The organism is Olsenella sp. An188, from assembly GCF_002160255.1.
GTDB classification, from domain to species: Bacteria; Actinomycetota; Coriobacteriia; order Coriobacteriales; family Atopobiaceae; genus Thermophilibacter; species Thermophilibacter avistercoris.
Genome location: NZ_NFKF01000005.1, coordinates 103,006 through 125,178 on the forward strand (window position 1 = coordinate 103,006; position 22,173 = coordinate 125,178).

Below are 22,173 nucleotides of genomic sequence, written 5' to 3' on the forward strand. Positions count from 1 at the left end.
TCTGTGCCGAGAGGGCCCGCAGGTGCGGGGCGTTTCTCGGCCGCCCTTTATCGAGTGCGCGATATTCGGCGTGAGTTTTTCAAGTTTACCGACACAAACCCGAAGTTTTCCCAGTTGGCGGCAAGGAGCGTAGGCCCGGGGCCAAAGAGAAACCTTCGAATTTCGCGCACTCGGCAGGTGCGGGGCGAGAAGGGCCTGCGGCCGTCGGCGGCGACCGCGGCCCAGGGGCCCCGCTCCGTCCGGCCCCCGTGGTATCCTGCCAGAAGGAGGACGGAAGGGGGGCACGCATGGCACGCAGGAGGCACGGGAAGACGCGGTCTCGCGGGCCGCTCGCCCTTCTCGCCGCGCTTGTCGTCGCGGTCTCGGCCGTCGTGGGAGCCCCCTCGCCTTGGGGCTGGCTGCCCCCGTCCGAGCCCGCGGTCCCCTCCGAGGCCCGGGCAGGCCTCGGGGAGTGGGACGCGCAGGCCTACCCCGACTACTACCGCGTCCTCGGCACGGCCGTCGTCGATGTCGACCTCGCCCCCGGCGAGGCTCGCTACGAGGGCCTCGACGAGCTCGGGCGCACCGGTCGCGTGGCCGCGCTCGTCACGCCGGAGATGGCGCGCGCGGGCAGCGAGCGCGAGCGCGAGGACATCTCGGACGTCGAGCCCTCCGGGTGGGGGCACAACGCCGAGGTCGACATCGCCATGCCCGACGGCAGCACCTACCACGGCTACCTCTACAACAGAAGCCACCTGCTCGCCAAGTCCCTCGGCGGGGCGGACGCGGCCGAGAACCTCGTCACCGGCACGCGCACGCAGAACGTGGGAGACAACCGCGGGCAGGACGGCGGCATGGCCTACACGGAGGGCCTCGCCCGCGACTGGCTGAGAGAGAACCCCGACGGCACCGTCTACTACAGCGCCACTCCCGTCTACGCGGGCGCGGAGCTCGTGGCGCGCAGCGTCATCGTGGACGTGCGCTCCTCCGACGGGGCGCTCGACCTCGAGGTGGAGGTCTTCAACGCCGCGAGCGGATACGACATCGACTACGCGACCGGCGAGTTCTCGGTCGCAGGAGGTGACCAGGCATGACGGAAGGCACTACGCTCGACGCACGCCCCGGCGAGAAGGACGACGGCCTCGCGCTCGTCCGCCGCGCCCTCGGGCCCGACCCGGCCCTCCTGGAGGAGGTGACCCGGCGTGACCTCGAGTGGGAGGGGAGGATCTTCTCGGTCGAGCACCTCGAGGTCGAGCTCTCCGACGGCAGCCGCTCGTGGCGCGAGGTCGTGCGCCACCACGGCGGTGCCGGGGTGCTCGCGGTGATGGGCGGGCGCGTCTGCCTCGTGCGGCAGTACCGCGTGGCGCTCGGCCGCATGACGCTCGAGATCCCCGCCGGCAAGGTGGACGCCGACGAGCCGCGCGAGGCGTGCGCGGCCCGCGAGCTCACCGAGGAGACGGGCCTTGTCGCCGAGCAGCTCGAGCTTATCGCCGAGTCGTACGGCGCGCCCGGCTTCACCGACGAGCACACCTCGGTCTACCTCGCCCACGGGCTCTCCCAGGGGCCGGCGCGCCCGGACGAGGGCGAGCTTTTGAACGTCGTGTGGGTGCCGGCGGACGTCGCCCTCGAGGCCATACGGCTCGGCCTGATCGATGATGCCAAGACCGTTACGGGCATTCTCGCCGCGAAGGCGTTTGGGATGCTCTAAAATGTGTGCCGCGCTCGTCCACGCGCCCTTAGCTCAGCTGGATAGAGCAGGAGACTTCTAATCTCAAGGTCGGGGGTTCGAATCCCTCAGGGCGCACCAGCGGACTCGGACCGGGCCGGGTACCCCCAGGGCACCCGGCCTGTGACACCTCTGGCCGCAAGGACGCGCGCGCTCGCGTATTTCTGCGCGAGTCGGCTGTGACGTGAGGCATACTGAACTAGGTGTGGCCGCCCGTTGGAAGGAGCGCGCGTTGATCTACACAATGACGTTGAACCCCGCCCTCGACTATGTCATGCACCCCCTGACGCTCGACATGGGCTTCACAAACCGGTCCTCCTCCGAGGAGCTCCACTGCGGCGGCAACGGCATCAACATCTCCACGCTGCTGAACGAGCTCGACGTCCCGAGCATCGCCATGGGCATCTCCGCCGGCTTCACCGGCGACTACATGCTCAAGCGCCTCCAGGAGAAGGGCATCGCCAGCAACTTCGTGTGCCTGGACCGCGGCTACACCCGCATCAACATCAAGCTCAACGGCATCGTCATGACGATGGTCAACGGCATGGGCCCCAAGATCCCGGAGAAGAAGGTCGACGAGCTGCTCGAGCGCATGGACATCGTCGGCGCCGGGGACACGCTCGTGCTCACCGGCTCCATCCCCAACAGCCTCCCCGAGGACATGTACTCCCAGATCATGAAGCGCCTGGGCGGCCGCGGCATCCAGTTCGTGGTCGACGCCCCGGGCCAGCTGCTCATGGAGGCCCTCGAGATGCACCCGTTCCTCATCAAGCCCAACAACCACGAGGTCGGCCGCATCTACGGCGTCAACATCGAGGAGCCCGAGGAGTGCATGCCCTACGCGCACAAGCTCCAGGAGGCGGGCGCGCGCAACGTCATCATCTCCTGCGGCGGGCACGGCTCGCTGCTGCTCGACGAGAACGGCGCGGAGCACGTGGTCCCCACGGCCAAGATCAAGCTCGTCAACGCCACCGGCGCAGGCGACTCGATGGTCGCGGGCTTCCTCGCGCAGGTCACGCGTGGCGTCGACTACGAGACGGCGCTGATCTTCGCCTCCGCGTGCGGCACCGCCACCGCGGCGAGCAAGGGCATCGCCAAGCGCGCCACGATCGACCGCGTGGTCGCCGCGCTCTACAAGAAGATGGGCAGGGCCATCCCCGGCACCATCGCCCAGGACATGGAGAACAACAAGGCCCGCGCCGCCGCGGCCGAGGCAGCGGAGGGGTCCGAGAAGGGCGAGTCCTCCCGATAAGGTGTTTCTCGCCTCCGACGGAGGCGTGAACGTGTTGGGATCTGGCCGCGACGCGGCCCGAACGTAGGGGGAGAACATGTACGAGGGAGTCAACGCATCTGACGGCATCGGCATCGGCGTCGCTCGCGTCGCCGTCGAGCCGGACCTCAGCTTCACGCCGCACGCGCCGGAGGACGCCGGCGACGAGAAGCAGCGCTACGCCGCGGCGGTCGCCAAGTTCATCGAGCAGACCAACGCCCAGATCGAGCGCATGAAGGTGACGGTGGGCGAGGAGGCCGCCGCCATCATGGGCGCCCACATCGAGTTCGCCGAGGACGAGGGCATCCAGGAGATGGTGAACGGCTCCATCGAGAGCGGCATGTGCGCCGAGCAGGCCGTCTCCGAGGCCTACGACATGTACTACAACATGTTCTCCAACATGGAGGACGAGCTGTTCCGCGAGCGCGCCGCCGACGTCGCCGACGTCAAGACGGGGCTTCTCGCCGACCTTCTCGGCAAGGAGGTCGTCGACCTCTCCACCCTGCCGGAGAACTCCATCGTCGTGGTGCACGAGCTCACCCCGTCCATGACGGCGGACATCGACAAGGACAACGTCGCCGGCATCGTCACCGAGACGGGCGGCCGCACCTCCCACTCCGCCATCATCGCCCGCGCCCTCGAGATTCCCGCGGTCCTCTCCGTGGCCGACTGCACCAAGAACATCAAGAGCGGCGACATGGTCATCGTCGACGGCTCGCGCGGCCGCGTGCTCGCCAGCCCCTCCGACGCCGACCTCGAGCACTACCGCACCAAGGCCAAGCAGTACGCCGAGGAGAAGCTCGCGCTCGAGGCCTACCGCGGCAAGGAGACGGTGACCGGCGACGGCGAGAAGGTCCTTCTCGTCGCCAACATCGGCAACCCCGACGACGCCAACGTCGCGGCCGAGCACGACTGCGAGGGCGTCGGCCTGTTCCGCTCCGAGTTCCTGTTCATGGACGCCAAGGAGCTCCCGAGCGAGGACGAGCAGTTCGCCGCGTACCAGAAGGTCGCGCTGCGCATGAAGAACCAGCCGGTGATCATCCGCACGCTCGACGTGGGCGGCGACAAGGAGATCCCGTACATGAACCTCCAGAAGGAGGAGAACCCCTTCATGGGGTACCGTGCGGTCCGCTACTGCCTCGCCAACCCCGACCAGTACAAGGTCCAGCTCACGGCCCTGCTGCGCGCCTCCGCCTTCGGCGACATCAAGATCATGGTGCCGCTCGTGACCAACATCGACGAGATTCGCCAGGTCAGGGCCCTCGTCGAGGAGTGCAAGTCCGAGCTTGACGCCCGCGGCGTCGCCTACAACAAGGACATCGAGGTCGGCACGATGATCGAGACCCCCGCCGCCTCGCTCATCGCCGACGACCTCGCCGCCGAGTGCGACTTCTTCTCCATCGGCACCAACGACCTCATCGGCTACACCATGTGCGCCGACCGCGGCAACGACAAGGTCGCCTACCTCTACGACGTCTACCAGCCGGCCGTCCTGCGCTCCCTCAAGCGCATCATCGAGGAGGGCAACAAGGCCGGCATCATGGTCGGCATGTGCGGCGAGGCCGCGGCCGACCCGCTGCTCATCCCGGTGCTCATCTCCTTCGGCCTGAACGAGTTCTCCGTGAGCGCCCCGTCGATCCTGCGCACGCGCCGCATCATCTCCGAGTGGACCAAGGCCGACGCCGACGCCCTCACCGAGAAGGTCATGGCGCTCAAGACCGCGACCGAGGTCAAGGCCATGCTCCAGGCGGCCGCCCGCTAGCGTCTGCGTCTCGCTGAGAGACCCCTTGCGGCGCCCCGGGCCCACCTCAGGGTCCGGGGCGCCGTCTTGCGTGCGGCGAGGGGATGGCCCGAGCCCTTCGCACGGAAAAGGCGCCCGGACCGTGCGCGCGGTCCGGGCTTGCGCTCAGGGGCGAGAAGACCGTGCGCCTACCGGGGGAAGATGACGCGCAGGGCCTGCGGGACGACCTCCACCGAGAAGTGCGAGCCCTCGAGCCGCTCCCCGTCGACCTGGCAGGGCGGCGCGACCTCGAAGTCCAGCTCGGCGCGGCGAATCCGGCGCAGCCGAACTACGGACGAGCGCGCGTGCAGCCCGCGGCGCGCAAGGCCGAAGAGGCCGAGCAGGTGGGGGAGGGCCGGAACGCGCACGTTGTAGCAGACGTCGAGCGCCCCGTCGCACGGGCTCGCGTCCGGGCAGATCCTGAAGCCCCCTCCGTAGCTCGGCCCCACCTGAATCGCAAAGACGAGCGTGGAGAGCTCGCGCGCCGGCTCGCCGTCGAAGCGCGCCGCGCAGGCGTAGCCTCCCCGCGCCTGGGAGAGGATCTTGATCCCCGAGGTCACGAAGAGCGCCTCGCCCTCCTGCGAGGTGTCTCGTGCGCGGCGGTCCGTGGTGTCGAGCGCGATGGCCGCGTCGAGGCCGAAGGAGAGCGTCTGGACGAAGTGGGTCCCGTTCACGCTCCCGACCTCGACCGGGCGCGAGACGCCGCGTACGAGCTGGGCGAGCGCCGCCTCGACGTCGTTTCTCGCCATGCCGAGCGTGCGGGCGTAGTCGTTGCCGGACCCGAGCGGGATGACGCCGAGCTGCGCGCGCCCCTCGGCCGGGCGCCGCATGAGGCCGTTTGCCACCTCGTGGATCACGCCGTCGCCGCCGAGGGCCACCACGGTGTCGAAGCCGTCTGCCTCCGCGGCCATGAGCTCGGCGTCCCCGGGCGCGGTGGTGAGGCGCAGCTCGTAGCCGCGCGTGGCCGAGGAGTAGCTTGCCAGGAAGCGCTCGGCGAACGTGGCGCCCTGGGCCCCGCGCCCGCTGTGCGCGGCGGGGTTGGCGATGACGAGCGTGCGTCCGAGCGGCGATGTGGACATGGCGGCCTTTCTCGCGTGGTCTGTCGCCCAACCATTCTACGCCAGGCGTCGCCCGCGGCTCGGCCCTGGGAAGGGCGCTTTGTGTGCCCGCTTGCCCCGCGCGGCCCGCTCGCCTATACTTCTAGCTTGCGACCGGGGCGTGGCGCAGCTTGGTAGCGCATCTGCTTTGGGAGCAGAGGGTCGCTGGTTCGAATCCAGTCGCCCCGACCACCGCACGCGGGTGTGGTTCAATGGTAGAACCTCAGCCTTCCAAGCTGATGACGCGGGTTCGATTCCCGTCACCCGCTCCATGAGAGCGCGCGGCCCGAGGACATGGCTCCCCGGGCCGCTTTTTTGTCCGCGAGGTCCTTCTCGCCCCATGTGTACACCTCGTTACGCGCTCGGTTCGATGCCGTTACACGTGGCATTCTCTTTCGGGGCCTTTTGGTTTCCCGAACGTATCCTGTTCACGGCGTCTTAAACCGGCCTCGTGCCGTCCAGAGATTGGAGCGAACATGACGTATTCCGAGAGGGTCATCGCCGAGCTCGAGGGGCGCTACCCCGAGCAGACCGAGTTCATCCAGGCTGCCAAGGAGGTCCTCGAGACCCTGCAGCCGGCGCTGGACGCCCACCCCGAGTACGAGGAGGCGAGCCTGCTCGAGCGCATCGTCGAGCCCGAGCGCGTGATCATGTTCCGCGTGCCGTGGGTCGACGACTCCGGCAAGGTCCAGGTCAACCGCGGCTACCGCGTCGAGTTCAACTCCGCGATCGGCCCCTACAAGGGTGGCCTGCGCTTCAACCCCACCGTCACCGTGGGCATGCTCAAGTTCCTCGGCTTCGAGCAGATCTTCAAGAACAGCCTGACCACGCTGCCGATGGGCGGTGGCAAGGGCGGCTCCGACTTCGACCCCAAGGGCAAGTCCAACCGCGAGGTCATGGCCTTCTGCCAGTCGTTCATGACCGAGCTCTTCCGCCACATCGGCCCCAACACCGACGTCCCCGCCGGCGACCTGGGCGTGGGCGGCCGCGAGGTGGCCTACATGTTCGGCCAGTACAAGCGCCTCAAGAACGAGTGGACCGGCGTCCTCACCGGCAAGGGCCTCACCTTCGGCGGCTCGCTCGCCCGCACCGAGGCCACCGGCTACGGCCTCGTCTACTTCGTCGACGAGTACCTCAAGAGCAACGGCGACTCCTTCGAGGGCAAGAAGGTCGTCGTCCACGGCTCCGGCAACGTGGCGATCTACGCCATCCAGAAGGTCGCCCAGCTCGGCGGCAAGACGATCGCCTGCTCCGACACCAAGGGCTGGGTTGAGGACCCCGAGGGCATCGACTACCAGGTCCTCGAGCACATCTACAACAAGAAGCGCTCCGGCCACGACCAGGGCGTGAGCCTGGCCATGTACGTCGACGAGCGTCCCGGCGCCACCTGGCACGAGGGCGACGGCCGCGGCGTCTGGCAGCTCCCCTGCGACATCGCGCTGCCCTGCGCCCGCGAGAACACGCTGCACCTCGAGGACGCCCAGGCGCTCGTGGCAAACGGCTGCAAGGTCGTGGGCGAGGGCGCCAACATGCCCACCACGCCCGATGCCACCGCCTACCTCATGGACAACGGCGTCGCCTTCATGCCCGGCAAGGCGGCCAACGCCGGCGGCGTGCTCGTCTCGGGCCTCGAGATGAGCCAGAACGCCGAGCACCTGTCCTGGACCTTCGAGGAGGTCGACGGCAAGCTCGAGCACCTCATGCGCTCCATGTTCCACAACGTGGACGACACCGCCCGCGCCTACGGCCACGAGGGCAACTTCGTGATGGGCGCCAACATCGCCGGCTTCACCAAGGTGGCCGACGCCATGATGGCCCAGGGCGTCTGCTAGGCGAGAAGAACCTGTAGCTGGGGGTGGCCCCGGTCTCGTGGCGAGACCGGGGCCACTTTCTTCTTGAGGTCCTTCTCGCTCACCCCTCCCAAACCTACGGAATCAGGTGAGAAGTGTTGGCGTGGGAGGGATTAAGCAACCTGAACCCTCCCTAACCTACGTTTCCCGAGCAAAAACGTAGGTATAAGAGGGGCTATCGCCAGGACCGCAGGCCGGCGAGAAGGGCGCGCGCCCCTCGCGGCGCGCGATTTTTGCGAAGCCGTTATGTCGTGACACAAGCAACGCCTTTACTGCTATGCTATCCAAGACCTTTAAGACGGTACGAGAGACCGAAAAGGCGTCCACAACATATGTCGCAGCCTTAGTCGGAGTCTCGCTTGCACGGGCTCCGTTTTTTGTAGCTGCGGCCTGCCTCTGGGCGCGCGGACGAAAGGGCGGTGTTGCTGTGAACCTGTTGGTGGATGGCGGCCGGCATCCGAGGGCGCTTCTCGCGCTTGAGAACGGGATGCACTTCTTTGGGCGCTCGGCCGGCGCCGAGGGGGAGACCTTCGGCGAGGTCGTGTTCAACACCTCGATGGTGGGCTATCAGGAGATCGTCTCGGACCCGTCCTACGCGGGCCAGATCGTGACGCTCACCTACCCGCAGGTGGGCAACTACGGCATCAACGAGAAGGACATGCAGGCCGACCGCCTGCACCTCGCCGGCCTCGTCGTGCACGACATGTGCTACGAGCCGAGCAACTGGCAGAGCGTCGAGAGCCTGCCCAACTTCCTCGCGAGCCGCGGCGTGGTGGCCATCGAGGACGTGGACACCCGCGCCCTGACCATCGCCATCCGCGAGGGCGGCGCCATGCGCGCGGCCATCTCCACGACCGACCTCGACCCGGAGAGCCTCGTCGCGCGCGTCCGCGCCTCCGCGCCGATCGCCGACCACAACTACGTCGCCGACGTCTCCTGCGACGAGCCCTACGTGGTGCCCGGCCAGGACGCCGACGGCCAGCCCCGCCTCTCCGTCGTCGCCTACGACTGCGGCGAGAAGCGCGGCATCGCCCGGCGCCTCTCCGCGGCCGGCTGCGAGGTCACCGTGGTGCCCTGGGACACCCCGGTGGAGGAGGCCCTCGCGAAGGACCCCGACGGCGTGTTCTTCTCCAACGGCCCCGGCGACCCGTCGAGCGTCCCGTCCGTGGCCGAGGCCGTCCGCGCGTGCCTGGGCCGCGTGCCGGTCTTTGGCATCTGCCTCGGCAACCAGGTCATCTCCATGGCGGCCGGCGCCACCATCGAGAAGCTCCCGTACGGCCACCACGGCGGCAACGAGCCGGTGATGAACCTGCTCACGGGCAAGGTGGAGATCACGGCGCAGAACCACAACTACGGACCGGTCTTCTCGACCTTCGGCCCGCTCGTGCCCGAGCTCTCGGGCGGCGTGTCCGAGCACCCGGCCGACGAGGACCTGCGCTTCTGGTCCTCCCGCCGCATCGCCCCGGTCGTCCAGAACGAGCGCTACGGCCGCATCCGCCTCACGCACGTGAACCTCAACGACGGCACCCCCGAGGGCATCCAGTTCCTTGACGTGCCGGCCTTCTCCATGCAGTACCACCCGGAGGCCAAGCCCGGCCCCAACGACTCCACGTACGCCTTCTCGGCGTTTGCCAAGCTCATGCGCGGCGAGGACGACTACCTCGCCATCGACGTCCGCGAGGGGAGGCGCTTCTAGATGCCCAAGCGCACCGACATCAAGAAGATCCTTATCATCGGCTCCGGCCCCATCGTCATCGGCCAGGCCTGCGAGTTCGACTACTCCGGCACCCAGGCCTGCAAGGCCCTGCGCTCGGAGGGCTACGAGGTCGTGCTCGTCAACTCCAACCCGGCCACCATCATGACCGACCCGGAGACCGCCGACCGCACCTACGTGGAGCCCATCACCGCGGCCTCGGTGGCCAAGGTCATCGAGAAGGAGCGCCCGGACGCGCTGCTGCCCAACATGGGCGGCCAGACGGGCCTCAACTGCGCCGTGGCGCTCGCCAAGGCCGGCGTGCTCGAGAAGTACGGCGTCGAGGTCATCGGCTGCGACATCGACTCCATCGAGACCGGCGAGGACCGCGAGCTCTTCGCCAACGCCATGCGCGACATCGGCCTTGAGGTGGCCCGCTCGGGCATCGCCCACACGGTCGAGGAGTGCGAGAAGATCGCCGACGAGCTCGGCTACCCCGTGGTGATCCGCCCGGCCTTCACCCTCGGCGGCGCTGGCGGCGGCATGGCCTACACCCATGACGACCTGCTGCGCATTGCCGAGCAGGGCATCGCGCTCTCCCCGGAGAGCGAGGTCCTCGTGGAGCAGTCCGTCGAGGGCTGGAAGGAGATCGAGATGGAGGTGATGCGCGACTCCGCGGGCAACGGCGTCGTCATCTGCTCCATCGAGAACCTCGACCCCATGGGCGTGCACACCGGCGACTCCATCACCGTGGCGCCGTGCCAGACGCTGAACGACTTCGAGCTCCAGCGCCTGAGGGACTACTCCATCGCCATCCTCGAGCGCGTGGGCGTGGCCTGCGGCGGCTCCAACGTGCAGTTCGCCGTGAACCCCGACGACGGCCGCGTCATCGTCATCGAGATGAACCCGCGCGTCTCCCGCTCCTCGGCGCTCGCCTCCAAGGCCACGGGCTTCCCGATTGCCAAGATGGCGGCCCTGCTCTCCGTGGGCTACACGCTCGACGAGATCGAGAACGACATCACCCGCGAGACCCCAGCGTGCTTCGAGCCGTCGATCGACTACTGCGTGGTCAAGGTCCCGCGCTTCGCCTTCGAGAAGTTCAAGGGCACCGACGAGACCCTCACCACGCGCATGAAGGCCGTCGGCGAGGTCATGTCCATCGGCGCCACCTTCGAGGAGGCCATGCAGAAGGCCATGCGCTCGCTCGAGCAGGGTCACGCCGGTCTGGGCGCTGACGGCGCGGACGACTTCGACGAGGAGGCCTTCGAGGAGCACGTGGCCACGCCCACGCCCGGCCGCATCCTCTACGTGGCCGAGGCGCTGCGTCGCGGGTGGGGCGTCGAGCGCGTCTTCGAGCTCACCAAGATCGACCGCTGGTTCCTCAGCCGCATCGCCGACGTCGTGACCGCCGAGAAGGCCATCGCCGAGCTCGGCCTCGCCGGCCTCACGGCCGACCGCATGATGGCCGCCAAGCAGCTGGGCTTCTCGGACGCGCAGATCGGACACCTCACCGGACAGCGCGAGGACACCGTGCGTGCGGTGCGCGAGGTGCTCGGCGTGCGCCCCTGCGTCAAGACCGTCGACACCTGCGCCGGCGAGTTCGCGGCGCGCACGAGCTACCACTACTTCACCTACGAGGCGGGCGGCGTCACGGAGTTCCACGAGGCCGAGAAGCCCCGCGTGGTGATCCTCTCCGCCGGCCCCAACCGCATCGGCCAGGGCATCGAGTTCGACTACTGCTGCGTGCACGCGGCCTACGCGCTGGCGGCCAAGGGCTACGAGACCGTCATGGTCAACTGCAACCCCGAGACCGTCTCCACCGACTACGACACCTCCGACCGCCTCTACTTCGAGCCGCTCACCTTCGAGGACGTCATGAACGTCATCGAGGTCGAGAGGCCCGCGGGCGTCATCGTGACGCTGGGCGGCCAGACGCCGATCAACCTCGCCAAGCGCCTCAAGGCCGCGGGCGTCCCCATCATGGGCACCCAGCCCGAGGCCATCGACCTCGCCGAGGACCGCGACCGCTTCGCGAGCCTGCTCGACCGCCTCGAGATCGCCTACCCGCCCTCGAGCACGGCCGAGACCGTCGACGAGGCCAAGAGCGTGGCGCGCCGCGTGGGCTACCCGCTGCTCGTGCGCCCGAGCTACGTGCTCGGCGGGCGCGGCATGGGCATCGTCTACGACGACGGCGACCTCGTGAGCTACATGGAGGAGGCCACCAAGGTCTCCCCGGACCACCCCGTCTACCTCGACGCCTTCCTCGAGGACGCCATCGAGCTCGACGTGGACGCCCTGTGCGACGAGCAGGAGTGCTACGTGGGCGCGGTCCTCGAGCACATCGAGGAGTGCGGCGTGCACTCCGGCGACTCCGCCTGCTGCTTCCCGCCCTTCTCGCTGTCCGACCGCATCGTGGCCAAGGTGCGCGACACCACGCGCCGCCTGGCGCTCTCCTGCCACATCAGGGGCCTGCTCAACGTGCAGTTCGCGGTCCGCGACGAGCAGGTCTTCGTGATCGAGCTCAACCCGCGCGCGAGCCGCACCGTGCCCTTCTCGTCCAAGGCCACGGGCGTTCCTCTGGCCAAGTGCGCCGCCCGCATCATGAGCGGCGAGAAGATCTCTGACCTCGGCCTGCCGGAGGAGGGGCGCGACCTGGGCTACTACGCGGTCAAGGAGGCCGTGATGCCCTGGAGCCGCTTCCCGGGCGCCGACGTGGTGCTTGGCCCCGAGATGAAGTCCACGGGCGAGGTCATGGGCATCGACAAGACCTTCCCGAAGGCCTACGCCAAGACGCGCGAGGCCATCGACTACCAGGTCCCGCAGTCCGGCACCGTCTTCGTCTCGGTGTGCGACCGCGACAAGCGCTCGGTGGCCCCGGTGGCCCTGTCGCTCGTGAACCTGGGCTACGACCTCGTGGCCACGCGCGGCACCGCCAAGACGCTGCGCGCCGCGGGCATCCCCTGCGAGGTGGTCAAGCCCATCAGCGAGGGCAGCCCCAACATCATCGACATGATGGCCGAGGGCAAGATCGCCTTCCTCATCAACACGCCCAAGGGCCACAGCTCGCGCGGCGACGGCTTCCGCATGCGCAGCGAGGCCGTGAGCCGCGGCATCGACATGGCCACCACCATGTCCGGCGCGGTGGCGCTCGTCCAGGCCATCGCCGCGCTGCGGCAGGGCCCGCTCGACGTCTACGCCCTCCAGGACCTGTAGGCTGGAGACGTTCCTCGGGCGACACGCGTCGTTGACGTGAGCGCGGGCCGTCGGGCTTCTCGCCCGGCGGCCCGCCTTTGTGAAACGCTTACACTCCCGCGCGCCCCGATGCGGCACAATGGGGCGAGAAGAACCCGCGGCCCCAAGGAGGCACCATGGCCCGACCGCTCGACCCCGGATCGATCGTGGACACGCACACGCACACGCGCTTCTCGGACGGGGTCGCAACGTTCGAGGAGAACGCCGCCGCCGCGGCGGCCGCCGGCTGCGCGGTGCTCGTGTCCACCGACCACCTCACGCTCCCGCGCGTCATGGACCCGTCCGGAAGCGTCCAGGTGGTCGAGGCTGAGCTCGCGGAGCACCGGGGCGCCTGGGAGGCGGCCGCCGCGGCCCACCCCGAGCTCGAGTGCGTCTTTGGCTTCGAGTGCGACTGGTACCCCGGCTGCGAGGGGAACGTTGAGCGCTGGTCCGCCGGCGCGCAGGTGCGCCTGGGCTCGGTGCACTGGCTCGGCGAGCAGGACGACGGGGCGTGGATCGACGACGTCACCGACCAGCGCATATGGCGCGAGCTCGGCCCCGACGAGGTGTGGCGCCGCTACGTGGCGGCGTGGTGCTCGGCCTGCGAGAGTCCGCTCGCGTTTGACACGATGGCGCACCCCGACCTCCCCGAGCGCATGCGAAACGAGGGCTTTGCCGCAACGGTCGACCTCGCGCCGCTCTGGGACGAGATGGTGGCGTGCGCGCACGACACGGGCAGGCGCGTGGAGCTCTCCACGGCCGGCTGGCGCAAGGGGGTGGGGGACTACTACCCCTCCCGCGGCCTGCTCGAGCGCTTCTGCGCCGCCGGGGTGCCCATCACCGTGGGCTCCGACGCCCACCGCCCGGCCGACATGTGCGACGGGATCCGCGCCGCCTACGGACACGCCTGGGAGGTGGGCTACCGCACGGTCGAGGTCCCGCGCGCGGACGGCTCCTGGGAGGCCATGCCGCTGCGGTAGGGAGTGCCTGCGCGCTACGCCTCGTCCGCGAAGGCGGGGTTCGACCAGGCCGTGCGCCCGCGCGCGTCGACGCACTCGACGCGCAGGTAGGTCTCGCCTCCGCGCAGCTCGAACTCCGCGTGCGTGAGGCCCTCGGTGCCGGCCTGCGCGATCACGGTGCCGCCCGCGTTGATGGGGCCTCCCGCCACGAGGTTCACGCGCTCGCACGGCGAGCACTCGACCCACACCCGCCCGGCCTCGACGCCCCAGGAGAGGAGCTCCGGACCGCTCGAGGAAAAGTAGTCCCCGGCGAGAAGCGCACGGACGATCGCCTCCCTCGTGAGGGCATCGGCGCGCACCACGACCCAGCCGCCGAAGGCGTCGTCGAACAGGCCCTCGTTGTGGTTGTCGTCGGATGCGAAGCCGAGCACGCGGCGCCCGCGGCGCAGCATGAGGTCCCAGTAGGTGGTGTCGAAGCCCGTTCCGGACTCGTTGACCGTGCCGTAGTTGAAGAGCTCGAGCGCGAAGTAGCCCTCGGCCCCGCAGAACTCGCCGGGCTCCACGCGGCTCCAGATGGGGTGGTTGTAGGTGACGGCGCAGCCGCGCTCGGCCAGGCGCCGCGCCAGCTCGGAGGCCACGGCCTCGCCGTCCCAGCTCCCGTGGCAGCGGATGGGCTCGAGGCGCTCCATGTGCGAGAAGCGCCGCGGCGCCGCGGCGACCATCTCGTCGGTCCCGAGGATGCCGTGCATGTGGTGGCAGCGCAGGCGTACGGACTCGGACTCGTCCGCGTAGAGGTAGGCCGAGGCCTCGAGGCCGGGGAGGATGACGAAGCCCTCGTCGTCGAAGGCGTCCGAGTAGTCGGTGTAGAGGTCGTGCTCGGAGAGGCACAGGAAGTCGTAGCCGTGCGCGCGGAAGGCCGCGACGGACTCCGCGGGCGTGAGGCAGCCGTCGGAGTTGGTGGTGTGGCTGTGCAGGTTGCCCTTGTAGCGGTTGCCGCCGGGGGCGAGGAAGGTCTGGTCTGAGAAGGGCATGGTTCGCTCCTGGGTCTGACGTCGCGTGGCGCGGCGTACGGTGCTCTTGTGGGCCGGCCCGCGCGTCGGGGGACGCACGGGCCGGAGGAAGGAAGGAAGGAAGGGTCGCTTGTCCCCGCGCTCTACGCGGCGCTCTCGGCGGGGATGCAGAGGCAGTCGTGCTCGGGGAGGGTGAGCCAGACGGTGTCGAGGTCGTTGAACATGTGGAAGCTGCGGAAGAGGACGTCGACGCGCAGCGTGGTCTCGCCCACGTTGACGGTGTAGCGCAAGACGTTGCCGCGCGGGGTGCTGTCGACGACGGTTCCGCGCACCACGTAGGCGCCCTCGGCGGCCTCGGGCCTCTCGAGGGAGATGCCGATGGTCTCGGGGCGCACGGCGACCACGTTGCCGGCCGGGACGGAGACGCCGGTCAGGCGGGAGAACTCGCCGGCGCTGAGCTGGTTGTAGCTCCCGATGAAGCTCGCGGCGAACTCCGAGACGGGGCTCGTGTAGACCTCGACGGGGCTGCCTGCCTGCTCGATGCGGCCGGAGTGGAAGAGCTGGATCACGTCGGACATGACCATGGCCTCGTCCTGGTCGTGCGTGACGAAGATGGTGGTGAGGCCGAGCTCCTTGTGGATCTCGCGGATGCGGGACTGCAGCGCCTTGCGGAGCTTGGCGTCGATGGCCGAGAGGGGCTCGTCGAGCAGGAGCACGGAGGGCTCGGTCACGATGGAGCGGGCGAGGGCCGCGCGCTGCTGCTGGCCGCCGGAGAGGTTGGCCGGGTAGGCGCGCTCCTTGCCCTTGAGCTCGACCATCTCGATGGCGTCGGCGACCTTCTTCTCGATCTGGTCCTTCGGCACCTTCTTCATCTTGAGGCCGAAGGCCACGTTCTGCTCGACGGTCATGTTGGGGAAGAGGCTGTACTGCTGGAAGACCATGCCGATGTTGCGCTTGGACGCGGGCACGTTGGTGACGTCGCGGCCGTCGAGCACGATCTGGCCCTCGCTGACGCTCTCGAGGCCCGAGAGGCAGCGCAGCAGCGTGGACTTGCCGCAGCCGGAGGGGCCGAGCAGCGTCACGAGGTCGCCCCGCTGGATGCCGAAGTTGATGTGGTCGAGGACGGTGTTGTCGCCGAAGCGCTTCACGACGTCCCTAAACTCGATGTAAGCCATGTTATGCCTGCTCCTTAGCGTTGTTCTGGGCGGCGCCCTGAAGCTTCAGGACGAGCGCGGTCACGAGGGCGACCACCACGAAGATGACGACGACGATGGCGCTCGACAGACCGCTCGAGACGTCCATGTTCGCCTGGAGGAACACCTGGATGTTCTGGTAGTTGGTGCCGGCGATGTTGTTGGCGAGCACGAAGTCGCCGAAGATGATGCTCTCGGCGAGCAGGCTCGAGACGAGGATGCCGGAGAGGATGTTGGGCAGGACCACCTGCACGTAGGCGCGGAAGCGCCCGCACCCGAGCATCTCGGCCGCCTGGATGAGCATGCCCGCGTCGATGGAGTTGAGCGCGTTGCGGATGCCCTGGTAGATGTAGGGGAGCACCAGGATCGTGTAGGCGCCGAAGAGCATGAACATGCGGTTGGAGAGGATCGTGCCCGTCCCGGTGTAGAGCGAGATGATGCCGATCGAGAGGATCACGCCCTGCAGGGCGTACGGGATCATGCAGAGGAACTGCATCACCGGCGCGACCTTGCGGTTGACGGCCACGACGACGTACATCGCGAGCAGGATGAGCACGATCGTGATGGCGACGCTCACCAGGCACAGGACGAGCGTGCGCCCGATGGAGGCCCAGAACACGGTGTTGGTGAAGAGCTCCTGGTAGTTGCGCAGGGTGAAGCCGGACGGAAGGATGTCGGTCCACTCCACGAACAGCGAGTACACGAGCGTCGCCAGGAAGGGGACGAGCAGGTAGGCGGCAACGACGCCGAGGAAGATCTTGCCGGCGAGCGAGGTCCTCTGGGCGGGCGCGTGCGCGGTGCGCAGGTTCTTCTCGGCCATCAGACGAGCTCCCTTCCCTTGGCGGCGCGACGCGTGAAGTAGTTGTTCACGAGCGTGCACACGACCATGAGCGCGATGAGAACCACGGCCAGCGCGCCGCCGGTGGCCGCGTCGGTCTGGACGTCGCCCTTGAAGCGCGAGGTGATCTGCAGGGCGAGAAGTGCGTAGTTGTTCATCACGAGCGCGTAGGCGGTGGCGTAGGCCGCGAGCGCGTTGGAGAAGAGCACCGAGAGGGTGCCGAGGATCGACGGCATGAGGTTGGGGATGACGATCTTGAACCAGTAGTCGAAGGTCGACGCCTGCAGGATCGTGGCGGCCTCGCGCCAGGACTTGCGGATGCCCGCGAAGGCGGGGATGAGCAGCAGCGTGGCCAGCGGGATCTGGAAGTAGATGTACATGATCACGAGGCCGTCGGCTCCGTAGAGGTTGAAGTCGGCGAGGAAGGGGATCCCGAAGCGCTGGCCGATGAGCGTGAGCACGCCGGCGTTGCCCATGAGGATCATGAAGGCGAATGCCAGGGGCACGCCCGAGAAGTTCGACATCATGTTGAGGATCATCGTGAAGGCGTTGCGCACGCGCGGGCTCGCCTCGTGGGCGAAGCGCGCGGCGAGAAACGCCACGACGATGCCGACCACCGCGGACAGCAGGCTGATCCAGACGCTGTTCCAGATGGACTGCTGGTAGAGCGGGGTGGTGAAGACGCGGACGTAGTTCTCGAGGCCGAACGCCTCGGAGTCGCGCCCGATGACGCTGTTGAGCGCCAGCTGCAGCAGCGGCATGATCTCGAAGAGCGCGACGACGACGAAGAACGGGACGATGGCGACCCAGCCGAGGCGCCTGCGGGAGCCTGCGCGGCCCTGCGCGCGGGTCCCGGTCCCGGAGCCCGACGCGGCGGTCGCGCCCCGGGCGGCCGCGTCCTTCTCGCCGATGGTGACGGTGTTTTCCATACGCGTGGGCCGGGCGCCCGCGGCACCCGGCCCTGCCTCCTTCTTGTGACTAGCCGAGGATGGGGATGATGTTCTCCTGGTACCAGGTGATCATGTCCTGGCACACGCCGCTCCAGACGGACTCGTCGACGGTCTGGACGTGGTCGCCGTACTGCTCGTCGGGCAGGCGCAGGGCGGCCACGTCCTCGGGCAGCTCCACGTCGCGGATCGGGGTGGCGTAGCCGCGGGCGAGGTTGACCTGGCCCTCGTCGGAGAGGATGAACTCGCGGGCGAGGCAGGCGGCAGCCGGGTGCGGCGCGTTCTTGTTGATGATGGTGCAGTAGCCGGACTGGACGGAGGCGTCCGACGGGATGTTGACCGAGAACTGCGCGTTGGGGTTGTTCTCGAGGATCTGGTCGCGGTAGTTGAGGGAGTTGTAGTCCCAGTTGATGCAGACGTCGATCTCGCCGGACTCGATGCGTGCGAGCGAGGCGTCGGAGACGTCGAGGCGGCCCTGCTCGGCGAGCTGCCGCAGGAAGTCGTAGCCGGGCTGCATGTCGTCGATGCCGCCGCCGAGCGCGTAGGCCGCGGCGAGCACCGCGTACTGCGCCACGGCCGCCGCCGTGACGTCACCTACGCAGACGTTGTAGTCGCCGTCGAGAAGGTCCTGGAAGCTCGTGGGGGCGTTCGGGACGGTGGAGTCGTTGGACATGAGGGAGATGGTGCCGTAGTAGGCCACGACCCAGTCGCCGTCGTCGTCCTTGGCCCAGTCGGGGATCTCGTCCCAGTAGCTGGTCTTGTACTTGAGGGTGAGCTCCTGCTCCTCGGCCGTGGGGCCCCAGGACTGGCCCACGTCGCCGATGTCCTTGGTGCCGTCGGTGCCCTCCTCGCGGAACATCGCCAGCTCCTCGGACGAGGACATGTCCTGGTCGGCGTGCGTGATGCCGTACTCGGCCTCGATGTCCTGCCAGGTCTCCACCCAGTTGGCCCAGGTGTCCGGCATGCCGACGGAGGCGATCTCGCCCTCCTCCTGCGCCTGGGCGATGAGGTCCTCGAGGCTCATCGAGTTGTAGTCGACGGCAGCGGCGGCGGAGCTGCCGTCGTCGCAGCCGTCGAGGCCGAGGCCGGCGGCGCAGGCAAAGCCGGCCATGCCGACCATGCCGAGGAAGGAACGGCGCGAGAGCGCGCGCGTGCCGGCGAGGGGGGTGGTGCTCTTCTTCACAGGTGCTCCCTTCGGGTCGTGCCATGGGAAACGGTCCGCCGCGCTTCGGTCGCACGGCTTGCTCACGGCGTGAGTCTATGGGACGCTCGCCGCGCCGTGTCGCCCGTTCGGAGCGCACTTTCGAAAAGCTGACGCTTCATTACGTCTCGCTGACCTCGTCGTGCCGTCGGCTTACGCAAGTCTGCGCGTTCGCTTACGTAGGGATTGCACGGGCTCCCGCCGCGACCCGTCCGGGCGGGAGGCGCGCTATCGGCTAGGTCGGAGAGAGGGGGCGAGAAGGGCGTGCTGCAGATAGCCGTGTGCGACGACGAGCGGGCCGCCGCTGACCTCATCGCGGGCCTCGCGCGCGACTGGGCGCGCGGGCGCGGCGTCGAGGCGCGCGTGGACACGTTCGCCTCCGCCGACGCGCTGATCTTCTCGCTCGACGACGGCGCCCCGGACGTGGCGCTGCTCGACATAGAGATGCCCGGCGCGAGCGGCATGGAGCTCGCGCGGCTCCTGCGCGAGCGCGGGGAGCGCACGCAGGTCGTCTTCGTGACCGGCATCATCGACCACGTCTTCGACGGCTACGACGTGGACGCGGTCTCCTACCTGCTCAAGCCGGCGACGTCCCGGGGGCGGTCCTTTCCGGGGCCGGATGGGGCGTGGCCGCGGCATGGCTCGTGGCGACCATAGCGTGCAAAGGGGACAGTCACTTTTGCACGGCGCGGTCGGTCGGCGCCGCTCGCCGAAAGCCGTGGGCCCGCGCGGCGCCCGCGCCCTCATTTGCCGCCGAGGTGGGCCCGCCGTTGCAGTACACTGGGCTTCGTCCTGCACCCGGCGAAGGGTCATCATGCTCTAGGTCTCTCCTGACATACCGGTTTCGTTTGAACAGGGGAGAGACATGACATCCATCACACCTGCCGCGCGGGAGTACTTCCGCGCCTTCTACGACCACAACCGCGCCCGCTTTGTGGCTGCGCTCGTGCTCACGGTGCTTGACATCCCGTCGGCGCTCATCGGATCGTGGCTGCTCGGAGAGATCATCGACGTCATCTCCACCGGCGACCTCGGCCGGCTTCAGGTTCTTCTCGCCTTTGGCATCGTGTTCACGGTGGTTGCGTTTGCGATCAGCGTTGGCATGTACCGCGCCAAGTCTGACTTTGTGTGCCGAGCGCTCGTAAACTACAAGTCGCTGGCGTTCAGGCGGCTCTCCGAGAAGAGCATCCGCGCCTTTTCGCGCGAGAACACGGGCAGCTACCTCAGCCTGCTCACCAACGACGTGGCCTCCATCGAGGAGGGCTATCTCAAGCGGTCGTTCATTTTGATATATCACGTGCTGCTCTTCGTAGGCACGCTCGCGATGATGCTCTTCTACAGCGTGCCGCTGACGCTGGCGGCCGTGGTGCTCTCGCTGCTGCCGCTCGTGGCGTCCGTGCTCATGGGCCGCGAGCTCACCGTCCGCGAGCGTGCCGTGTCCGACCGCAACGAGGCCTTCGTCTCCGAGCTGCGCGACCTCTTGGCCGGGTTCTCCGTCATCAAGAGCCTCAAGGCCGAGGCGCAGGCGCGTGGCCTTTTTGACGTGGCGAGCGGGACGGCCGAGGAGGCAAAGCGCGCCCGCTACTGGTGGGACTGCCTGATCACGGCGGTCTCCAGCAACCTGTGCTCGATGGTGCTGCAGTTCGGCGTGTTCTTCATCGGCGCGTGGCTCGCCATCGAGGGGCAGATCACGGCCGGCACCGTGCTCATCTTCGTGAACCTATGCAACTACCTCATCCAGCCCATCAACATCGTGCCGCAGTACTGGGCAAGCCGCCAGGCCGCCGCGGGCCTGGTTAAGAAGCTGGCTGCTGCCACGCGCGAGAACGCGGAGCGCGCGGGCGAGAAGATCGAGCCGCGACTTGAGCGGGGCATCGAGGTCTCCGACGTGACCTTCGGCTATGTGCCCGGCGAGCCCGTGCTGCGCGACGTTTCCCTGGAGTTTGCAGCCGGGCGCAGCTACGCGGTGGTGGGCGCCTCCGGGTCCGGCAAGTCCACGCTGCTCAACCTTTTGATGGGCGGCTACGACGGCTACGAGGGGTCCATTGCGATCGACGGCCACGAGCTGCGCGACGTGGAGGCCGGCAGCCTCTACGACCTCGTGAGCCTCATCGACCAGAGCGTCTTCCTCTTTGACGACACGATTCGCGCCAACGTCACGATGTTTCGCAACTTCCCGGACGAGGCGGTGGACGACGCCGTGCGCCGTGCCGGCCTTGCGGAGCTTGTGGCCGAGAAGGGCGCTGACTTCCGCTGCGGCGAGAACGGCGCGCTGCTCTCCGGCGGCGAGCGGCAGCGCGTGTCGATTGCGCGGGCGCTTCTGCGACGCACGCCGGTGCTTCTGGTGGACGAGGCCACGGCGGCGCTCGACAACCAGACGGCTCGCGCGGTGGGCGAGGAGATCTTGGGCCTCGAGGGGCTTACGCGCGTGGTGGTGACGCACCGCCTCGAGGCGTCGCTGCTCGCGCGCTACGACGAGGTCGTGGCCCTGCGCGACGGGCGCGTGGTCGAGCGCGGCACCTTCGACGAGCTCATGGCCGCCCGCGGGTACTTCTACGCGCTCTTCACGGTGAGCGGATAGAATCGTGCAAAAGGGACAGGCACTTTTGCACGGGACTACCGCAATCGTCCCGCAGACGGGAGGCCCGCCGCATGGCGCAGGTACTGGTGATAGAGGACGACGGCGCGATCAACGACGTCGTGACCACGCGGCTCTCACGCGACGGGCACGTGGTGACCCAGGCGTTCTCCGGCTCCGAGGCGCGCATGCTGCTCGAGGGCCCCTCGGCCTTTGACGTGGTCGTCTGTGACCTCATGCTCCCCGGGGTCACGGGCGAGGAGCTCGTGGGGCTGATTCGCGGTCGTGGCGCATCGACCCCCATCGTCGTGATCTCCGCGCGCACCGCGCCGGCGGACCGTGTCGGGCTGCTGCGCCTCGGCGCTGACGACTACCTCCCCAAGCCCTTCGACCTCGACGAGCTCGCCGCGCGCGTGGAGGTGCAGCTGCGCCATCATGGCACCCCGGCCGCGACCGGCGGCACGGCCCTGCGCTGGCGCCGCTGGGAGCTCGATCCCGAGGCGCGCACGCTGGTCGTGGCCCCCGGGGAGGGCGGCGAGCCTGGCGGCGCGCCCGCGCTCACCCGGATCGAGTTCAACATCCTCGAGACGCTCGTTCGCAGGCCCGGGCGCGTCTTCTCCAAGGCGGAGCTCTTCGAGCTGGCGTGGGGCGAGCCCTTTGCCGGCGACGACTCGACGGTCGCCGTCCACGTGTCGAACATCCGCGCAAAGCTGCGCGCCACCGGCACCGACGCGTACCTCAGGACCGTCTGGGGGATGGGCTTCAAGCTCGCGTGAGGGGCCTGGGGCTGCGACGGCCCGCCCCGGGCGCGACCGACGCGA

At 68.6% G+C, this 22,173-nt stretch carries 17 protein-coding genes and 3 tRNA genes; 14 read left to right on the forward strand and 6 right to left on the reverse strand.

The window, feature by feature from the left end; genetic code table 11:
• Positions 1-287: 287 nt before the first annotated feature.
• From B5F23_RS06750 to ptsP, 5 genes are all read left to right on the forward strand, one after another.
• Complete coding sequence (locus tag B5F23_RS06750) at positions 288-1,073, forward strand: DNA/RNA non-specific endonuclease (protein ID WP_087353047.1); 786 nt, start codon at positions 288-290, stop codon at positions 1,071-1,073.
• Positions 1,070-1,687, forward strand: a complete 618-nt coding sequence (locus B5F23_RS06755; protein ID WP_087353049.1) for an NUDIX hydrolase — start codon at positions 1,070-1,072, stop codon at positions 1,685-1,687. Before B5F23_RS06750 ends, B5F23_RS06755 begins: the two co-directional genes overlap by 4 nt.
• Before the next feature lie 22 nt (positions 1,688-1,709).
• A tRNA-Arg gene (locus B5F23_RS06760) sits at positions 1,710-1,786 on the forward strand.
• Between the two features lie 151 nt (positions 1,787-1,937).
• On the forward strand, positions 1,938-2,957 hold the full coding sequence (locus B5F23_RS06765; RefSeq protein ID WP_087353052.1) for a 1-phosphofructokinase family hexose kinase: 1,020 nt from the start codon (positions 1,938-1,940) through the stop codon (positions 2,955-2,957).
• A gap of 76 nt (positions 2,958-3,033) precedes the next feature.
• Positions 3,034-4,737, forward strand: coding sequence for a phosphoenolpyruvate--protein phosphotransferase (ptsP, locus tag B5F23_RS06770; RefSeq protein WP_087353054.1), 1,704 nt, complete (start codon positions 3,034-3,036; stop codon positions 4,735-4,737).
• 167 nt (positions 4,738-4,904) lie between these two features.
• Here ptsP and B5F23_RS06775 read toward each other — a convergent pair whose 3' ends face one another.
• On the reverse strand, positions 4,905-5,834 hold the full coding sequence (locus B5F23_RS06775) for a diacylglycerol/lipid kinase family protein (RefSeq protein ID WP_087353056.1): 930 nt from the start codon (positions 5,832-5,834) through the stop codon (positions 4,905-4,907).
• A gap of 133 nt (positions 5,835-5,967) precedes the next feature.
• Between B5F23_RS06775 and B5F23_RS06780 the strand changes: the two genes are divergently transcribed.
• The 6 genes from B5F23_RS06780 (at position 5,968) to B5F23_RS06805 (ending at position 13,606) form a co-directional block, all read left to right on the forward strand.
• Positions 5,968-6,044 (forward strand) — tRNA-Pro (locus tag B5F23_RS06780).
• Between the two features lie 6 nt (positions 6,045-6,050).
• Positions 6,051-6,124 (forward strand) — tRNA-Gly (locus B5F23_RS06785).
• A gap of 204 nt (positions 6,125-6,328) precedes the next feature.
• The gene (gene gdhA, locus B5F23_RS06790; RefSeq protein ID WP_087353057.1) at positions 6,329-7,684 is read left to right on the forward strand and encodes an NADP-specific glutamate dehydrogenase; all 1,356 of its coding nucleotides are present in this window, start codon (positions 6,329-6,331) and stop codon (positions 7,682-7,684) included.
• 445 nt (positions 7,685-8,129) lie between these two features.
• The gene (gene carA / locus B5F23_RS06795) at positions 8,130-9,398 is read left to right on the forward strand and encodes a glutamine-hydrolyzing carbamoyl-phosphate synthase small subunit (protein ID WP_241145819.1); all 1,269 of its coding nucleotides are present in this window, start codon (positions 8,130-8,132) and stop codon (positions 9,396-9,398) included.
• Positions 9,399-12,608: a carbamoyl-phosphate synthase large subunit gene (carB, locus tag B5F23_RS06800; RefSeq protein ID WP_087353061.1), complete on the forward strand. Its 3,210-nt coding sequence runs from the start codon at positions 9,399-9,401 to the stop codon at positions 12,606-12,608.
• Between the two features lie 155 nt (positions 12,609-12,763).
• Positions 12,764-13,606 carry a PHP domain-containing protein gene (locus B5F23_RS06805; RefSeq protein WP_087353063.1) on the forward strand — a complete coding sequence of 281 codons (843 nt, stop codon included), beginning with the start codon at positions 12,764-12,766 and terminating at the stop codon, positions 13,604-13,606.
• A gap of 14 nt (positions 13,607-13,620) precedes the next feature.
• Here B5F23_RS06805 and B5F23_RS06810 read toward each other — a convergent pair whose 3' ends face one another.
• From B5F23_RS06810 to B5F23_RS06830, 5 genes are all read right to left on the reverse strand, one after another.
• Complete coding sequence (locus B5F23_RS06810) at positions 13,621-14,616, reverse strand: histidinol-phosphatase (RefSeq protein WP_087353065.1); 996 nt, start codon at positions 14,614-14,616, stop codon at positions 13,621-13,623.
• 122 nt (positions 14,617-14,738) lie between these two features.
• Entirely contained in the window at positions 14,739-15,770 is a 1,032-nt protein-coding gene (locus B5F23_RS06815) for an ABC transporter ATP-binding protein (RefSeq protein WP_087353067.1), read from the reverse strand.
• Position 15,771: 1 nt separating this feature from the next.
• A complete protein-coding gene (locus tag B5F23_RS06820; RefSeq protein WP_087353069.1) occupies positions 15,772-16,608 on the reverse strand; it encodes an ABC transporter permease in 837 nt (278 codons plus the stop codon).
• Positions 16,608-17,555 (reverse strand): ABC transporter permease, encoded by a 948-nt coding sequence (locus B5F23_RS06825; protein WP_087353071.1) that lies wholly within the window; start codon positions 17,553-17,555, stop codon positions 16,608-16,610. The genes B5F23_RS06820 and B5F23_RS06825 overlap by 1 nt, the downstream gene beginning before the upstream one ends.
• Before the next feature lie 49 nt (positions 17,556-17,604).
• Positions 17,605-18,756 carry an ABC transporter substrate-binding protein gene (locus tag B5F23_RS06830; RefSeq protein WP_241145820.1) on the reverse strand — a complete coding sequence of 384 codons (1,152 nt, stop codon included), beginning with the start codon at positions 18,754-18,756 and terminating at the stop codon, positions 17,605-17,607.
• 282 nt (positions 18,757-19,038) lie between these two features.
• On the opposite strand from B5F23_RS06830, the gene B5F23_RS06835 reads away from it, so the two are divergent.
• The 3 genes from B5F23_RS06835 (at position 19,039) to B5F23_RS06845 (ending at position 22,128) form a co-directional block, all read left to right on the forward strand.
• The gene (locus tag B5F23_RS06835; RefSeq protein ID WP_158096142.1) at positions 19,039-19,431 is read left to right on the forward strand and encodes a LytR/AlgR family response regulator transcription factor; all 393 of its coding nucleotides are present in this window, start codon (positions 19,039-19,041) and stop codon (positions 19,429-19,431) included.
• A gap of 208 nt (positions 19,432-19,639) precedes the next feature.
• On the forward strand, positions 19,640-21,355 hold the full coding sequence (locus tag B5F23_RS06840) for an ABC transporter ATP-binding protein (protein ID WP_087353074.1): 1,716 nt from the start codon (positions 19,640-19,642) through the stop codon (positions 21,353-21,355).
• Between the two features lie 71 nt (positions 21,356-21,426).
• Positions 21,427-22,128 (forward strand): response regulator transcription factor, encoded by a 702-nt coding sequence (locus B5F23_RS06845; protein ID WP_087353076.1) that lies wholly within the window; start codon positions 21,427-21,429, stop codon positions 22,126-22,128.
• The last annotated feature ends 45 nt before the right edge of the window (positions 22,129-22,173 follow it).

Coding starts and splice junctions, on each gene's coding strand:
- B5F23_RS06750 (WP_087353047.1), top strand. CDS start 288: ATGGCACGCAGGAGGCACGGGAAGACGCGGTCTCGCGGGCCGCTCGCC.
- gdhA (WP_087353057.1), top strand. CDS start 6,329: ATGACGTATTCCGAGAGGGTCATCGCCGAGCTCGAGGGGCGCTACCCC.
- B5F23_RS06755 (WP_087353049.1), top strand. CDS start 1,070: ATGACGGAAGGCACTACGCTCGACGCACGCCCCGGCGAGAAGGACGAC.
- B5F23_RS06825 (WP_087353071.1), bottom strand. CDS start 17,555: ATGGAAAACACCGTCACCATCGGCGAGAAGGACGCGGCCGCCCGGGGC.
- carB (WP_087353061.1), top strand. CDS start 9,399: ATGCCCAAGCGCACCGACATCAAGAAGATCCTTATCATCGGCTCCGGC.
- B5F23_RS06840 (WP_087353074.1), top strand. CDS start 19,640: ATGACATCCATCACACCTGCCGCGCGGGAGTACTTCCGCGCCTTCTAC.
- B5F23_RS06805 (WP_087353063.1), top strand. CDS start 12,764: ATGGCCCGACCGCTCGACCCCGGATCGATCGTGGACACGCACACGCAC.
- B5F23_RS06815 (WP_087353067.1), bottom strand. CDS start 15,770: ATGGCTTACATCGAGTTTAGGGACGTCGTGAAGCGCTTCGGCGACAAC.
- B5F23_RS06820 (WP_087353069.1), bottom strand. CDS start 16,608: ATGGCCGAGAAGAACCTGCGCACCGCGCACGCGCCCGCCCAGAGGACC.
- B5F23_RS06845 (WP_087353076.1), top strand. CDS start 21,427: ATGGCGCAGGTACTGGTGATAGAGGACGACGGCGCGATCAACGACGTC.
- ptsP (WP_087353054.1), top strand. CDS start 3,034: ATGTACGAGGGAGTCAACGCATCTGACGGCATCGGCATCGGCGTCGCT.
- B5F23_RS06810 (WP_087353065.1), bottom strand. CDS start 14,616: ATGCCCTTCTCAGACCAGACCTTCCTCGCCCCCGGCGGCAACCGCTAC.
- B5F23_RS06775 (WP_087353056.1), bottom strand. CDS start 5,834: ATGTCCACATCGCCGCTCGGACGCACGCTCGTCATCGCCAACCCCGCC.